This window comes from Streptomyces sp. NBC_00984, from assembly GCF_045162475.1.
Classification (GTDB): Bacteria; Actinomycetota; Actinomycetes; order Streptomycetales; family Streptomycetaceae; genus Streptomyces.
Window position 1 is genome coordinate 934,594 of record NZ_CP108734.1, and the last position, 15,867, is coordinate 950,460.

At 71.6% G+C, this 15,867-nt stretch carries 13 protein-coding genes; 7 read left to right on the forward strand and 6 right to left on the reverse strand.

What is annotated here, in order from left to right:
- Positions 1-34: 34 nt before the first annotated feature.
- A complete protein-coding gene (gene cynR, locus OG520_RS03945) occupies positions 35-943 on the reverse strand; it encodes a transcriptional regulator CynR (protein ID WP_406012185.1) in 909 nt (302 codons plus the stop codon).
- 135 nt (positions 944-1,078) lie between these two features.
- Here cynR and OG520_RS03950 point away from each other — a divergent pair, with 135 nt between their 5' ends.
- The 4 genes from OG520_RS03950 to OG520_RS03965 all read left to right on the forward strand — a co-directional run bounded on the left by OG520_RS03950 (position 1,079) and on the right by OG520_RS03965 (position 4,152).
- On the forward strand, positions 1,079-1,678 hold the full coding sequence (locus tag OG520_RS03950; protein ID WP_399329890.1) for a carbonic anhydrase: 600 nt from the start codon (positions 1,079-1,081) through the stop codon (positions 1,676-1,678).
- A 73-nt stretch (positions 1,679-1,751) separates the two neighbouring features.
- Entirely contained in the window at positions 1,752-2,222 is a 471-nt protein-coding gene (gene cynS, locus OG520_RS03955; RefSeq protein WP_266430348.1) for a cyanase, read from the forward strand.
- 110 nt (positions 2,223-2,332) lie between these two features.
- Entirely contained in the window at positions 2,333-2,833 is a 501-nt protein-coding gene (locus OG520_RS03960; RefSeq protein ID WP_406012186.1) for a nucleoside deaminase, read from the forward strand.
- Positions 2,834-3,162: 329 nt separating this feature from the next.
- Positions 3,163-4,152, forward strand: a complete 990-nt coding sequence (locus OG520_RS03965) for a CehA/McbA family metallohydrolase (RefSeq protein WP_406012187.1) — start codon at positions 3,163-3,165, stop codon at positions 4,150-4,152.
- Between the two features lie 48 nt (positions 4,153-4,200).
- On the opposite strand, the gene OG520_RS03970 is transcribed toward OG520_RS03965, so the two are convergent.
- Positions 4,201-6,243, reverse strand: coding sequence for a prolyl oligopeptidase family protein (locus OG520_RS03970; protein WP_406012188.1), 2,043 nt, complete (start codon positions 6,241-6,243; stop codon positions 4,201-4,203).
- A 61-nt stretch (positions 6,244-6,304) separates the two neighbouring features.
- A complete protein-coding gene (locus tag OG520_RS03975; protein WP_266430336.1) occupies positions 6,305-7,267 on the reverse strand; it encodes a helix-turn-helix domain-containing protein in 963 nt (320 codons plus the stop codon).
- A gap of 91 nt (positions 7,268-7,358) precedes the next feature.
- On the opposite strand from OG520_RS03975, the gene OG520_RS03980 reads away from it, so the two are divergent.
- Positions 7,359-11,588, forward strand: coding sequence for a S8 family serine peptidase (locus OG520_RS03980; protein WP_406012189.1), 4,230 nt, complete (start codon positions 7,359-7,361; stop codon positions 11,586-11,588).
- On the opposite strand, the gene OG520_RS03985 is transcribed toward OG520_RS03980, so the two are convergent.
- Positions 11,589-11,948 carry a CU044_2847 family protein gene (locus OG520_RS03985; protein WP_406016419.1) on the reverse strand — a complete coding sequence of 120 codons (360 nt, stop codon included), beginning with the start codon at positions 11,946-11,948 and terminating at the stop codon, positions 11,589-11,591.
- A 438-nt stretch (positions 11,949-12,386) separates the two neighbouring features.
- Here OG520_RS03985 and OG520_RS03990 point away from each other — a divergent pair, with 438 nt between their 5' ends.
- On the forward strand, positions 12,387-13,139 hold the full coding sequence (locus tag OG520_RS03990; RefSeq protein WP_406012190.1) for a DUF4118 domain-containing protein: 753 nt from the start codon (positions 12,387-12,389) through the stop codon (positions 13,137-13,139).
- Positions 13,140-13,290: 151 nt separating this feature from the next.
- Here the strand turns inward: OG520_RS03990 and lysA are convergent, their stop codons facing one another.
- Positions 13,291-14,670 carry a diaminopimelate decarboxylase gene (gene lysA / locus OG520_RS03995; protein WP_406012191.1) on the reverse strand — a complete coding sequence of 460 codons (1,380 nt, stop codon included), beginning with the start codon at positions 14,668-14,670 and terminating at the stop codon, positions 13,291-13,293.
- A gap of 17 nt (positions 14,671-14,687) precedes the next feature.
- Complete coding sequence (locus tag OG520_RS04000; protein ID WP_406012192.1) at positions 14,688-15,116, reverse strand: SAV_915 family protein; 429 nt, start codon at positions 15,114-15,116, stop codon at positions 14,688-14,690.
- Positions 15,117-15,371: 255 nt separating this feature from the next.
- Between OG520_RS04000 and OG520_RS04005 the strand changes: the two genes are divergently transcribed.
- The gene (locus OG520_RS04005; protein ID WP_406012193.1) at positions 15,372-15,797 is read left to right on the forward strand and encodes a hypothetical protein; all 426 of its coding nucleotides are present in this window, start codon (positions 15,372-15,374) and stop codon (positions 15,795-15,797) included.
- The last annotated feature ends 70 nt before the right edge of the window (positions 15,798-15,867 follow it).

The window sequence follows — 15,867 nt, forward strand, 5'->3', positions numbered from 1 at the left end:
CCGTATTCGGTATGCCGTCCGCGGCACGGGATTCTCAGGCCGGTGCGTAGCCGCGCGCGCGGATCAGGTCGCGGGCGAGCCGGGAGAAAGCGCGCGCGGCGGCGCTCTCGTAGGCGCTCTCCCGGTGCAGCAAGGTGGCGACGCGGGCGGGCAGCGGAGGGTCGATGGGAATCGGCGTGAGGTGAAGGTGGTCGTCCGCGATCGCGTCGGGCAGCACGGTGGCCAGCGGGCCGGTACGCCGGACGATTTCGGTGAGGGCCTGGATGGTGTTGGCCTCCACGGAGATCGGCGGGCTGACACGATGCCGGGCGAAGTAGCCGTCGATATGGCTCCGGGTGGCGAAGTCGCTGCTGAGCAACGCGAGTTGCTGGTCGGCCAGGTCGCTCACCGGCAGTGGCCGGTCGCCCCGGTCCTCGGCACGGTCCGTGGCGACGACGAGGCTGAGGGTCTCGGTGAACAGGGCGGTCGCGGTGATGCCGGGCAGATGGGATCCCGCGAAGGCGATCCCGAGGTCGAGATCGTCGGCCAGAAGGCTCGCTTCGATGCGGTCCTGGGTCATTTCCCGCAGGTCCAGCGTGATGCCGGGGTGGCGCGCGTGCAGCGCCTCCACGAGCGGGCCGACGAGATACGCGGTGAAGGTCGGCGTCACCGCCAGCCGCAGATGCCCCCGGGAGAGGTCCGCGACGTCGAGGACGGCACGGTCGGCGGCCGCCAGTTCCCGCAGTGCCCGCCGCGCGTAGTGCACATAGGCCTCGCCCGCGTCGGTGGGGCGGACGCCGCGACCGCTTCGGTCGAGCAGCTGGACACCGACGGCCCGCTCCAGTTGCTTGATCTGCTGCGACAGTGTCGGCTGCGAGATGCGCAGCTCTTCGGCGGCGCGCGTGAAATTACCGTGTTCGGCCACCGCGATCAGATAGCGGAGGTGACGTAGTTCCGGACCCATACGCGCAGCATAACTCACACTATTGATGCGATCTATAAGGATCATGGGTAGCAAGACTTGGACACTATAGATGGAGGTCATGCATGGTGGATTTCGTCAGCCCGTCGGGCCGGCATTCACCGAAAGGAGTGACCGATGCATGACCTCACGGGCGGCCTCGTGCGTTTCCGTCGCGACGTCTTTCCCGCCAAGGCGGGGCTCTTCGCCCACCTGGCCACGACCCACCGGCCGAAGACGCTGTTCGTCGGCTGCTCCGACGCCCGCGTGGTCCCCGAACTGATCACGCAGAGCGACCCGGGCGAGCTGTTCGTCATCCGTACCGCCGGCAATCTCGTCCCCGCGTACGCATCCGGCCCGGACGGCATCGCGGCAAGCGTCGAGTACGCCGTCGCCGTGCTGCACGTGACCGACATCGTCATCTGCGGCCACTCCTCCTGCGGCGCGATGACCGCCCTGGCGGAGGAGCACGACCTCAGCGCCGCGCCGGTCATCGCCGGCTGGCTGCGGCACGCCGACGCCGCGCGGGCCCGCGCCGCCGCCGAGCCGGCCGTGTCCGGACCGGCCAAGGTCGCCGCGCTGGTGCGGGCGAACGTGGCCGCCCAACTGCAGAACCTGACCACCCACCCCTCCGTGGCCCGCGCCCTGGCCGACCGGACGCTCACGCTGCACGGCTGGGTGTTCGACATAGCCACCGGCACCGTCGAAACCATCGATGCCGCCCCGGCCGCGGCCTGACCACCCACCCCCCTTCACCACGACGACCGCCCGGCCGCACAACAAGGCCGGCGCCCCGAAAGGACCCCCTGTCATGACGCACGCCCAGTTCGACCCCACCGCCCGCCAGGCCCTCGCCATCGCCGCCGTCGAGGCCAAGACCCGCAAGGACCTCAGCTGGCAGCAGATCGCCGACGCCGCCGGGCTTTCGGTCGCCTTCGTCACCGCCGCCGTCCTCGGCCAGCACGCCCTGCCGCAGAACTCCGCCGAGGCCGTCGCCGAGCTCCTCGGCCTCGACGACGACGCGGCGATGCTGCTGCAGACCATCCCGACCCGCGGATCGATCCCCGGCGGCATTCCCACCGACCCGACCATCTACCGCTTCTACGAGATGCTCCAGGTCTACGGCACCACCCTCAAGGCCCTGGTCCACGAGCAGTTCGGCGACGGCATCATCAGTGCCATCAATTTCAAGCTCGATGTGAAGAAGGTCGCCGACCCCGAGGGCGGCGAGCGCGCCGTCATCACTCTCGACGGCAAGTACCTCCCCACCAAGCCGTTCTGACCCTGCGCGGAACACAACACGGCGGGCCGGACGACGCCGTACGGCCGCGTCCGGCCCGCCGCGGGCCACCCGCCCGCCCCACACCCACCGCCCCGCACCGGAGGACCCCCATGGACTTCGCCCAGCGCACCATCGACATCGCCCGCAAGAACGTGGAAGAGGGTGGACGCCCCTTCGCCACCGTCATCGTCAAGGACGGCGAGATCCTCGCCGAGAGTCCCAACAGGGTGGCCCAGACCAACGACCCCACCGCCCATGCCGAGATCCTCGCCATCCGGGAGGCCTGCCGGAAGCTCGGCACGGAGCACCTGGTCGGCGCGACCATCTACGTGCTCGCCCACCCCTGCCCGATGTGCCTGGGGTCGCTGTACTACTGCTCCCCCGACGAGGTCGTCTTCCTCACCACCCGCCACGCCTACGAGCCGCACTATATGGACGACCGCAAGTACTTCGAACTCGACACTTTCTTCGGCGAGTTCGCCAAGGACTACACCGAACGGCGACTGCCCATGCGCCACGAGCCGCGCGACGCCGCCGTGGATGTGTACCGGCTGTGGCAGGAGCACAACGGCGGCAGCCGCCGCGTCCCCGGCGCGCCGACCGCGGCGTAGCCGCGCGAAGTGCCTACGCAGGGCCACGTTCACGATCGTGCTGTCCAGCAGGATCATCAGCCGGGCCAGGCCCAGAACGCACAGCACCCACCAGCGCTCGGGTGCGGGAACGGGAGGCTGTGGGGCGACGTGGGGCCAGGCATGACTTTTTTGTATACCAAATGGACGCAATGCGGCAACGCAGGTTCCTTTCGCATCTCGATGCGGGCAACAGGGACCCATGCACGACCACACATGGGATACGAAAGTCTCCGGTGATCGACCTGAGCCCGAGGCCGGGGTGGCAGGCTGGGAGTGGAGAGCACGCTTCGAACCAGTAGGGGGAACAGATGCCGGAGTCGGAATTTCCGCCCACGCGCGTGGCGGGCCGGGGCCGCGGTTGGTACCGAGGTGACTGTCACGTGCATTCGGTGCACTCGGACGGGAGCCTGACGCCGGAGCAACTCGCGGCCGGTGCCCGCGCGGCGGGGCTGGATTTCCTGGCGACCACCGAACACAACACCTCCGGGGCGCACAGCGCCTGGAACCGGCACGTCGGCGACGATCTCCTGGTGATCCTCGGCGAAGAGGTCACTACCCGGACCGGGCACTGGCTCGCGCTGGGTATCGGCCCCGGACAGGTGGTCGACTGGCAGTACGGTCTGCGGGACGATCGGGTCGGCCGCCATCTGGACGAGGTCCATCGAGCCGGTGGACTGTGCGTGGCGGCCCATCCGCACGCACCGTACGCCTCGGGCACGTTCATGTACCCGTACCAGGGCTTCGACGCGGTCGAGGTGTGGAACGGGCAGTGGAGCTCGGACGTGCCGTGGAACGCCGACAACGAGGCAGCCCTGGCCGAGTGGGGGCGCGGCCTGGCCGTGGACATCCACCAGGGCCGGTGGCGTCCGGCGATGGGTAACAGCGACACACATCTGGCGGACCAGATCGGGATCCCGCACACCGTCGTGCTGGCCGAGGGACTGGGCACCGACGCGATCCTCGCCGGAATCCGGACCGGCCGGAGCTGGATCGCCGAATCGGCCGCTGTCGACCTGTCGTTCACGGTCTCGGCCGGTGACCGGAGCGCCGGAATCGGTGAGCGGCTGAGGACGGGTGGCGCACCGGCCGAGGTGAGGGTGGACGTACGCGGTGTGCCCTCGGGCACGGTCAGCTTTCACACCGAGCGGGGAAGGGCACATCACGTGTCGTTGCCCGGGTCGGGATCGGGCGCCGTGGAGTGGCGCATCGGCGCGGCGGAGTCGGCCTTCGTCCGTGTCGAGGTGCGCCATCCCGACGGGCTCATGGCGGCGCTCAGCAACCCAATCGTCCTGACCTGAAGGAGCGGCGCCGTCCGGCAGATCGGCTGGAGAACGAGTCCCGTACGGTCAGCCCGTGGCCGGCCGCACCGGTGGTGCGAGGTGCTGCCACAGGAAGGTGTGCATCAGGGCCTCGTTGTGGGCGGACTGTTCGTTGTCGCTGGCGCCCGCATGGCCACCGCCGGTGTTCTCGTGGAAGAGGACCGGGTGACCGAGCTCGCGCAGCCGTGCGGCCGCCTTGCGGGCATGGCCGGGGTGGACGCGGTCGTCACGGGTGGAGGTGGTCAGCAGAACCGGCGGGTAGACCCGGTCCGCGGTGAACTGGTGGTAGGGGGAGATGGCACGGAGGTGGAGGCGATCGGCTTCGGTGTCCGGGTTGCCGTATTCGGCCATCCAGGACGCGCCCGCGAGGAGCTTGTGGAAGCGGAGCATGTCCAGCAGCGGTACCTGCACGACGATCGCGCCGAACAGGTGCGGGTAGCGGCTGATCATCGCACCCATGAGCAGGCCGCCGTTGCTTCCCCCCGTGGCGCCCAGCATGGCCGGGGTGGTGATGCCCCGCGCGTCGAGGTCCTCGGCGACGGCCGCGAAGTCCTCGTAGGCTCGCGGCCGCTCCGCGCCGAGCGCGGCCTGGTGCCAGTCCGGTCCGTACTCACCGCCGCCCCGGATGTTCGCGATCACGTAGGTGCCGCCGCGCTCCAGCCACGCCCGGCCCGTCACCGCGTCGTAGGAGGGGGTCAGGGAGACCTCGAAGCCGCCGTAGCCGTAGAGCAGGGCAGGGCCGGGGCCGTCGGCGGAATGGGCGGGGCCGATCACGAAGTACGGCACCCGCGTACCGTCCGGGGAGGTCGCGAAGTACTGCTCGACCGCCAGACCGGTCGTGTCGAAGCGGGCCGGAGCCTGCTTGAGGATCTCCGAGTCGGCGCCGATCCGCCCGTGGTGGAGGGTGGACGGCTGCAGGAACCCCGACACGTCCAGGAAGTACTCGTCGGAGACGTCCGGGTCCGTGTCCACGACCGAGACGGCGGACAGCGCCGGGACGTCCGCGAGCGGGCTGCGTGCCCATCCGCCTTCCGGAGTGGGAGCGAGGACCTCGATGCGGGTGCTGACGTCGTGCATCGTCTCCACGATCAGATGGTGACGGGTCCAGTGGTGCCCGGACAGAGCCGTCCGCTCGTCCGGGGTGAACAGCACCTCCGCCGTGCGGTCGCCCGCGAGGAAGGCGTCGAAATCGAACGCCAGCAGGGAGCCCGCAGGCTGTCCGAGCCAGTCGGACTTCAGGGTGACGATCAGATGCCGGCGATGGGCGTAGGCACTGGCGTCTTCGGGGACGTCGATCCTGACGAGCTTGTCGTCCGGGGTCAGCAGGAACATCTCACTGCGGAAGAAGTCCAGCCACCGGGCGACGAAGTCCCGCTCGAAGCCGGGTGTGGTGTCGTGCCAGGCCCAGGCCGCCACATCTCCCGTCCCGGCCTCGAAGACCTGAGTGGCTTCCTCCAGCGGCGTGCCGCGCCGCCACTTGCGGACCGTGCGCGGATAGCCGGCTTCGGTCAGTGAGCCCGGCCCGAAGTCCGTTCCGATGAAGACGGTGTCGGTGTCGGTCCACCCGATGCGCGTCTTCGCCTCCGCCACCTGGAACCCGCCGTCGACGAAGGCTCGGGTGTCGAGGTCGTACTCACGGACCACGACGGCATCACCACCGTCGCGCGACAGGCACACCAGCGCCCGGTCGTGATCGGGCCGGCGCACTCGCGCCCCCGCCCACACCCACTTCTCGTCCTCCGCCGCGGCGAGCGCGTCGACGTCGAGAAGGACCTCCCACTCAGGAGAATCCTTGCGGTACTGCTCCAGCGTCGTACGCCGCCACACACCGCGCGCGTGCCCGGCGTCCCGCCAGAAGTTGTAGAGGAACGCTCCGCGACGGACGGTGTAGGGGATACGGTCCGACGCGTCCAGCACCTCCCTCAGGCTCCCCTTCAGGGAGGCGAATGCGGCGTCGGCGGCCAGTGCTGCCACCGTCTCGGCGTTCCGCTCGGCCACCCATTCGAGCGCGGCCCCGCCCTCGATGTCTTCCAGCCACAGGTACGGATCTTCATCAATCACACACCGCATTGTGCAGGCACGGAGGGCGCACCGAAACCACATCCGCTCGCACCACGCCCGGCACGAGGGTTCACAGCCAGCCGCGGCGGGCCGCGATCACGCCGGCCTGGAAGCGGTTGGCGGCGCCGAGGAGGTCGTGCAGGCGGCTGATGCGACGGCGCATGGTGCGGACGGACCAGCCGAGCTGACGGGCTATCGCCTCGTCCTTGAGGCCGCTGACCAGGAGGGTGAGTACGAGTCGGTCCTCCTCGCCGAGGGGGTCCTCCGCGGGGGCGTTGAGGGGCACGGCCTGCTTCCAGCACATCTCCCAGTAGCCGGTGAGGGCGTCCAGCAGGGTGGACGGGCGGATCACCGCGGCACGGACGTCGTCGAGGTCGAGGGAAAGCGGCATCAGGGCGAGCCTGCGGTCGGCGATGGCTAGTTTGATGCCGAGTCCGGGCAGGACACGGGCCTGTTCGCCGTGCCGGACCAGCTCGCGGATGTCGTCGAGGACGCCCGGCCATTCCAGGGCCTCGGGGGCGTAGACCGCGCGGTACCGTACGCCGCGGCCGAGCGCCGTCGCCTCCACCGGGTTGGAGGTGGTCAGGGCGTACGGCGGCCGGTCCAGGGTCATCACGTCCTCGTGGGCCTCCTGTTGAAGGCGGACGAACCAGCGGCCGAGTGCCTCGCTGCCGGTGGTGATCTCCACCTCGTCCTCGTCGGTCGTGCCGGTGCGCGCGGCGGCGAACAGCCGGGACAGTTCGCCGGCCGCCGAGCGGACCCTCTCCAGCTCATTGCTCCTGGCCCGCACCAGGGCCTCGACGGCGGCCCCCGGCTCGATCGCGGCGTACCGGCGGCGGGCGCCCGCGAGCCGGCCGACCAGCCCGTGGTCGCGGAGCCGGTCCAGGGCCCTGGCGACGCGCTCGGCCGAACAGCCGAGGTCCGCGGTGAGTTCGGCGGGCGCCGCCGTCCGCCGGGTCAGGACAGCGCGGTAGACGCTCTCGTCGAACGGATCGATGCCTGCCGCGGTGAGTTGCGAGGTCTCGGGAGTCATGGACGGATCGTGGCCCAGTCGTGCCAGCGGCAGCAATGGGCCACGAAGATCAGTTGTGCGGCAAGTGCCCTCACCACTAGGACCTTTACGCATGGCAATGAAGTCACGAAGATCGCGTCATGCCGCTCTCGCCGCCGTTGTTCTCGCCGGCACGTTGGCGGCGGCACCGGCCGCCGCCGACGCGTCCGCCCCCGACCCGTCGCAACGAGTGCTCGTCGAACTGTCCGGGAATCCCGCGGTCACCGCCGCGCCCGGTGGATCGCTGCTGTCCGCCGAGGCCGCCCGCGGCGTCGGCGCCGCCCGCCGCGCGCTCGACGCCCGGCAGGAGACCTTCCTCGGCTCGGCGAGGCACGCCGGGCTGCACCCCTCGGCAACCCGCAAACTGGGCCTGCTCATCGATGCCGTGGCGATGACGGTGCCCGCGTCCGAGGTGGGGCGGCTGTCCTCGCTGCCGGGTGTCACCGCGGTCCGCCCCGACACCCGGGTGCTGACGAAGACGGACGCGAGCGTCCCGCTGATCGGCGCACCCGGCGTCTGGCAGCGCAAGGACCCCACCGGAAGGCGCGTCACCGGCAGGGGAACCACCGTCGCGATCCTGGACAGCGGGGTGGACTACACCCACCCCGACCTGGGTGGCGGCCTCGGCAAGGGCCACAAGGTCGTCGGCGGGCACGACTTCGTCAACGGCGACGAGGACCCGATGGACGACAACGGCCACGGCACCCACGTCGCCGGCATCGTCGCGGGCAGGGCCGCCGGGAAGGGCGGCGTCACCGGCGTGGCCCCCGGCGCGGATCTGCTGGCCTACAAGGTGATGGACGCCGACGGCTCCGGCTACACCTCGGACATCATCGCCGGGATCGAGGCGGCCTCCGATCCGGCCAACCCGCACCGCGCCGATGTCATCAACATGAGCCTCGGCGGCCCCGGCGACGGAACCGACCCGCTGGGCCGCGCCGCGACCGCGGCCGTACGAGCCGGTGTGGTCGTGGTGGCCGCGGCCGGCAATGACGGACCGGGCGCGGGGACGGTCAACAGTCCCGGAACGGCCGACGGTGTGGTCTCGGTCGGCGCGTCGACGAGCAATCTGCGGCTGCCCAGCGCCTATCTGGCGGGCCGGAAGCCCGAGTTGATCCAGAGTTACCGCGGGATCCTGTCCGCGAACCCGCCGGAGCGGCCCGTCACGGCGCCGCTCGTCGATGTCGGCGAGGGCACCGCCGAGGACTGGAAGCGGGTCGGCGACGTACGCGGAAAGATCGTGCGGGGGCAGCTGCTCGTCGCCGCCGACGCTCGGTACCTGACGGCGAGCGCCGTGGAGTGGGCGCAGGAGGCGGAGAAGCGTGGCGCGATCGCCGTGCTGGCCGGGCTGCCCTCCGGCGACGGCCCGGTGTTCGTCGCCGGAGCACCGGGAGAGGTCCGGCCGCCGGAGGTGAACCCCGAGCCGGGGGTGGCCCAGGCGCCGGCATCGCCCGCGCGGATCGACGCCTCCGGCGACTCGCTGCGCATGGACCGCCTGGTGGTCATGGGCATCGACTCGACCCAGTACACGGAGTTGAGCGCCCGGCTCGCCGCCGGGAAGGTGTCGGTGACGCTGCGCGGCACCGACACCACCGACCGGATCGCCTCGTTCTCCTCACGCGGTCCCTCCCAGGACTTCGGTCTGAAGCCCGATCTGGTCGCACCGGGCGTGGAGATCCGCTCCACCATGCCCAAGTCGCTGTACGGGCCCGGCCAGTACCGCATGTCGGGCACGTCGATGGCGGCCCCGCACGTCGCCGGTGCCGCGGCCCTGCTGCGCCAGCTGCACCCCGGCCGGACGCCCGCCGAGATCAAGGCCGAACTGATCGGCACCGCGAAGCCGCTGAGCGGCACCGGGCCCACGACGCAGGGCTCGGGCAGACTCGATGTGGCCGCGGCCGCCTCCGCCACGGTCACCGCCTCACCGGCCTCGGTGTCGTTCGGGCTCGCCGATCTGTCCCGGCGTCACGTCGGCGGCACCGCGAAGGTGACGCTGCGGAACTCCGGCAAGCGCCCGGTCACGGCCTCGCTGCGGACCGACGGTCCGGCCACCGTCTCGCCGAAGCGGGTCACCGTACCGCCGGGGAGGACCGCGACCGTCACGGTCTCGCTGCGCGTCGCCCGGCCCGCTGCCGACGCCGGGATCAGCGGCCGTCTCACGGCGACTCCCGACCGGGGACCGGCGATCGGGGTGCCCTATCTGCTCGCCGTCCGGCATCTGGCCGTGCAGGCCGCGCCCGACCCGAGCGACGGCCACTCGACCGTGCACATCGCCGCGCCGACCCGGCTGGCCGCACCGCCGGTCGTCACCGTCACCCCGCCGCACGGCAAGGCCGTCCAGTACGCCTCCACCCTCGATCCGGCCAACGGCTACTACCGGGCCGAGGTGACCGGCGGCGTGGCCGGTGCCTACCGGGTCTCGGTACGCGGCACCGCAGGCACCGGACAGCGGCTCACCGGCGCCGGCGCCTTCGAGGTCACCCCGGTCGACAGTCGCGGGGACCGCTGGCAGCCGGCCGGCCCCAACAGCGAGGCCGGTGCCGTCGCCCTCTCGTCGAGCCGTCCGAAGCAGGCCGTCCTCACCCAGTACCAGAAGGCGGCTCCCTGGCTGACCACCGACAACGGCTCCTCCTGGCGCCAGTTGGGCCGGCTGCCGGTCGCGGACGGCACGGGTCCGCTCGTGGTGGACGCGCGGAATCCCGACCGCTGGTGGTACGCGGTGAACAGCGTCCACGACGGCAGTCGCCGGGGCGCCGTCCTGCGCACCGATGACAACGGCCGTACCTGGCGCACACTCGACGTCCCGGACACCCGCATCGCGGCGCTCGCCGCCGATGAACGGACCCGCACCCTGGTCGCGGTCACCTCGGACGCCCTCCTGGTCAGCACGGACGCGGGCGACCACTGGACGACGTATCCGACCGGTGTCACCGGCGCCATCACCGCCGCCGTCATCACCGGTGACACCCTCTACATGACGACGTATCACGGCGTCTGGGCCCGCTCCGGCATCGGCTCGGGCGCCCCCGGCGACGCCCGCCTGCTCTTCGCCCCGTCCGGCGGGACCGTCGGCGGGCCGGCCGCCGACTCCTCGGTCGTGGCGGTGTACGTCACGGGCCGGGGCGTCGTCGGTTCCCATGACGGCGGGAAGACCTGGACCACCTTGCTGCCCATGACGGAGGGCGGCCTGCGCCTGACCGTCTCGGGTGACGACCTGTACCTGAGCACGCTGTCCGGCAGCGGCCGTCTCAGCCGCGACCACGGGCACACGTGGACCGAGGTCGCCGGGCCGTCGCGCGCGGCGGTCCCGGTGGACTACGACCGCTGGGCCGACGGTTCCGTCACCGTCTCCAGTGAGCAGGACGGTCTCTACCGGGGTGCCGCGGACGGCACCGGGTACCGGCGGATCGGCGTCCAGGGACTGACCGTCAACGATCTCGCGGTCAGCGACGGCCATCTGCTCGCCGCCACCGACAGCGCGGTCTTCCGGACCGCCCTTCCCGTCGCGAACCCGGAGTGGGGCCGGTCGGGCGGCGAGGGCAGGAGGGGCGTCGGCGTCCCGCAACTCGCCGTGTCGGCCAAGGATCCGAAGGTGATCTGGAAGGTCCGGCGCACCGCGTTCGGCGCGTTCACCGTCGAGCGCAGCGGGGACGGCGGTGCCACCTGGGAGAAGAGGGGCAGTTCGGCGGAGGTGCCGACGGCGCTGCTGGTCCACCCCGCCGACCCGAACCGGGTGATGGTCGGCTTCCGAAGCCTTCTGGGCGAGGGGCTGTTCGCCACCAGCGACGGGGGCGCGACGTGGAAGAACCTCTACCATGACCGCTCCTTCGGCACCATCGTGGGCGATCCGGCAAATCCGCTGCGCCTGTGGCTCGGCAACACCGACGGTCTCTACCGTTCGGACGACGGCGGGGTGACCGTCAGCAAGGTCGCCGACGGCCCGGTGACCGCGATCGACCTCGACGGACGGCGTCTCGTCATCGGCGGCGAGAGCGTCCGCGTCAGTACCGACGGCGGCCGGACCTTCCTCACCGCGGACACCGGTGCTCTCGCGATCCATGTCTCCGACCTGCTCCGGGTGAAAGACACGTTGTACGCGGCCACCACCAGCTCCGGTGACAGCGGCCTGCTGCAAGGCGGCCGCGGCGTACTGCGCAGCACCGACCGCGGTCTGAGCTGGCAGAACATCTCCACCGGCCTGCAGAACACCGACACCACCAAACTGGCCGCGAGTCCGGACGGCCGCACGCTCTACGTCGGCACCATCGACGGCGGCGTGCACCGTCTCGACCTGCGCCACTGATCACCGCGCCCGTGGGGCGCCCGGACGGAATCTCCGTCCGGGCGCCCCACGGGCGCTTCGACGGCGGCTTCGGCGCCTTCCGGCCGTGACGGCGCTCGCCGCCCCGGCGGCATTCCGCCACACCACCTTCACGTTCACATGCGTGTTCGTACCCGCGGAAACCAGCGTCGCGCCGAGCTTCCCGTCCACCGTGACCCCGAAGGTCACCTCCACCTCCTCGGGCGGCGGGTCGACGGCGCGCAACTGGGCCGACGCCCCTTCGGCAGCCGACCGTAAGCCGGCCAGGGCACCCTGCCAGGTGTCCGCCGCCGCCCGGACGATCCGGACCCCGGCCCCGGCCCCGGCCCCGGCCCCGGCCAGTCAGCCGCCCCCGTTGCGACTTGCCTCGTCGGGGACTTCGACGTAGCCCCGGCTGTCCGTACCAACCGCGAACTCCACTACCTCCACGCGCGCACCTCTGCTGCCGAGTGTTCCATCTGGCCGCCGGCCAGGGGGAGTTGTCGGGGTACGAGGCCGAAGACATGGGGTGGCCTGCCGTGCCACACCGCTGCGCGCCGTTCCGCGCAGGCCGGACGCACCTCCAGGACCGAGGGCGACAGAAAGCATGTACCTCACACCGACCGAGGGGAACGGGCTGGAAGCCGGCCCTGTCCATCCGCAGCATTCGATCACCTGAGGGCTGGCCCGTAATCCCTGGTGCACGCCCGCCAGGGATTGCGGGACAGCCCTCAGTCGGGGCCCGGCTACCGCTTCCGGCTACGGAGGAGCATCGTGGAAGACAGACCTCAGGAGGCAGGCATGTCCGGTTTCCCCCTGCGGGACAGCATGGCCGTGGCCGCTGCCCTGGTCTGCCCGCCCGCCGTCGCCGGGCTGCTGGTGCCCTTCCGTACGGACCTCACCAGCACCACCACGGCACTGATCCTCGTCGTGGTCGTCGTGGCGGTCGCCGCCATCGGGAACCGGGTGGCCGGCGCGCTCGCCGCGCTTTCGGCCGCCGTCTGGTTCGACTTCTTCCTCACCGTGCCGTACGAGCGCTTCACCATCGACAAGGGCGACGACATCCAGACGGCCGTGCTGCTCCTGGTGGTCGGCCTGGTCGTCTCGCAGCTGGCGGCGCGGGCCCGACGGCTGCGGGTGGTCGCCATCACCGACGCGGGTCACCTGGCCACGATCCACGACACCGCTCAGCTGGCGCAGTCCACGAATTCCCCCGACGCGGTGGTCGACCATGTCCGGGGTGAGCTGACCCGGCTGCTCGGGCTGAAGGGCTGCCGGTTCGAGTACGGAACGCTGCTGGGGCACCCGCCGCGGCTGGAACAGGACGGCGACGTGGTCATCGGGCGGCGCACGTGGGACATGGCACGGAGGGGCTGGCCGCAGGAGGAGATCGAGTTGCGCGCGATCGGCAACGGCCACTACTACGGCAGGTTCATGCTCACGCCGACGCCCGGCACGGAACCCGCCTCGTTGCAGGCGAGACTGGTGGCGGTGACTCTGGCCGACCAGGCGGGGGCGGCCATGGCGACGACCGGTCCGAAGGAACACGGCTGACGGGGCGCGGCGCGTTCGGGTTCGCGGCCTGCCGCGAGATCCGGACGGCATCGCGAGGACTTCGCCGTCAGGGGGAAGGACAGCCGGCACGGGGACGGGCGGCGTCGCGGGCCCGCGTGCCATCGGCTCGGAGGGCCCGCGTGCCATCGGCTCAGAGACCGACGTCGCGGCCGTTGATGTCGGCGAGGGATTCGCGGCGGACCAGTAGCCGCGCGCGGCCGTCCGCGACGGCGACCACCGGCGGGCGGCCGACCGCGTTGTAACTGGATGCCATGGACAGGTGGTAGGCGCCCGCGACCGGGACGGCCACCAGGTCCCCGGGGCGGATGTCGCCGGGCATGGTCACATCGGCGGCGAGCACATCGCCCGCCTCGCAATGCCGGCCGACGACGGTCGCCGTGCAGGGCCCGGCCGTCGAGCGCCGGCCGATGAGCCGGGGCGCGTAACGTACGCCGTACAGGGCGGGCCTCGGGTTGTCGCTCATTCCGCCGTCCACGGCCACGAAGATCCGGTCGCCGGTCCGCTTCACCGCGAGCACCCGGTAGAGCGCCACGCCCGCGGGCCCGACCAGTGCACGGCCGGGCTCGACGGTGAGCCGGGGTACGGGGAGGCCGGCCGCGGTGCAGCTCGTGGCCAGTTCCCGGCGGATGCGGGCGCCGAGGGACGGTATGTCGAGCGAGGTCTCGCCCGGCCGGTAGGCGACCGCGTGCCCGCCGCCGAGGTCCAGCTCCGGCAGGACGATTCCGTGCTGGTGGCGGATCTGGGCGAGCAGCCCGACGACCCGTCGCAGCGCGGTCAGGTAGGGCTTGACGGTGGTGATCTGCGAACCGATGTGGCAGTGCAGTTCGACGAGTTCCAGCCGTGGCTGGTCGAGGATCCGCGCGACGGCGTGCTGAGCGCTCCCGTCGGTGATCGACAGCCCGAACTTCTGGTCGTCCGTGCCGGTGCGGATCGCGGCGTGACTGCCCGCGCTCACACCCGGAACCACACGCACCAGCACCTTCTGGCGGGCGCCGTCCGGGACGAGCGCGGAGAGCCGGGCGATCTCCCACGCGCTGTCGATGACGATCCGCCCGACGCCCAGGCGCAGCGCGGCGCCCAGGTCGTCCGGACTCTTGGCGTTGCCGTGCAGCACGATGCGCTCGGGCGGGAAGCCGGTCGTCACGGCGAACTCCAGCTCGCCCGCGGAACAGACGTCCAGGCCGAGGCCCTCCTCCTGCACCCAGCGCAGGAGGGCACGGCAGAGGAATGCCTTTGCCGCGTAGACGACATCGGTGTCCGGGAAGGACCGCAGGTAGGTGCGGCAGCGTTCCCGCACCTCGCCCTCGTCCAGGAGATAGACCGGTGTACCGAACCGCTCGGCCGCCTCCACGAGGGAGACGCCTGCCACCGCGACATCGTCGCGGGAGGTGAGCCGCGCCGAAGCGGGCCAGACGGACAGGCTTGCCGCGTTGCCCGGCGGCACGGGGGCCGCGTGGGGCACGGTCGGTGCGGGCGTCGGAGCCGACGGCCCGGGAAGTGTTGTGGTCATGGTGTTCCCCCAGCCGATCAAGAGGTTGATGCAGGAGACAACGACGGTGTTCCGGCCGCGCGGACCACGTCGACCGCTCGCAGATTCCGGACCGGCCGGCACTCGCGCTGTGGCGCGGGGGCCGTGCGGCGGGTGAGCCGCGCGGAGGAGGCGGCACCGGGACCCGGGACAGCGAGCAGCGGGTCGATGACGAGATCGACGACCCCCAACGGCGCGACGAGCGCGCGTACCGCCGGCTCGGACAGCCGGATCCAGGTCTGCCGCTGCCCGAGGGTGAGGAGCAGCTGCCGCTCGTGGGTGAAGGCGACGGCGGTACGTGCACCGAGAGGCGTACGGAAGAGGCGGACGCAGTGGCCCGCGGGCCCCGACCGGACCGGAACGAACAGTCCTCCGGTCCGGTTCGGTTGAAGGGGGTCGGGGTCCTCGGCACACTGGTTGTCGTTCATGGCACTCCTCGTGGAGACGGGTACATCACCCCGGACTACTGGCAAGCCGGGACATACCAGTGACGCTATGCCCGCTCCTGCCCGACCGAACATCTCCGTTAGCGCTCCCTTGATCCCGCACGGACGCCCCTTGACGCACGATTGACGACGGCATCGTCGTCCAGCCCCGCCGAACGCCGCCGGGCCCCGAAATCGCATTGCGGCGAGCCGACCGGGCAGTGTGACTTCACGTGTTCGTTTGGGTACGTTGAGTCAATGACCGGTGCGGCATCGTTCTCCCCGGCGTATCGCCGCATGTGGGACGGCGGCGTGCTCCTCCTACTGCTCTGGCTGGTCTTCCACCTCCTGGGCTGCGCACACAGCCATGGCACGGCGTTCGACACCCATCACGGCCCGACGAACTCGGTTGCCGCTGCCGCCGCTCCTGAGGCGACACCGCCCGGTCCGACCACGGCGTCGTCTCCCGATCCGGCACCGTGCTGCCCCGAGACGGATCACACGGCGGACTGGATCCGCATCGACTCCCCACCCCCTCCCGCCCCGGGCGGGGCGCTCCCGGTGGAGGTCCGGCCCTGGGCGCCCGCCGCCGCCCTGCCGGGCGACGGGACGGCTCGGGCACCCGATCACGGCCTCCTCGGCGGGCGGTGCATCCTCACGGCCCTGTGCGTGGCGCGGACCTGACCGGGCCCGCACAGCCGCCCACCCGCTGCATACCCGTCCGGCCCGTGCCGGACCGGATCGGGCCGCTGTG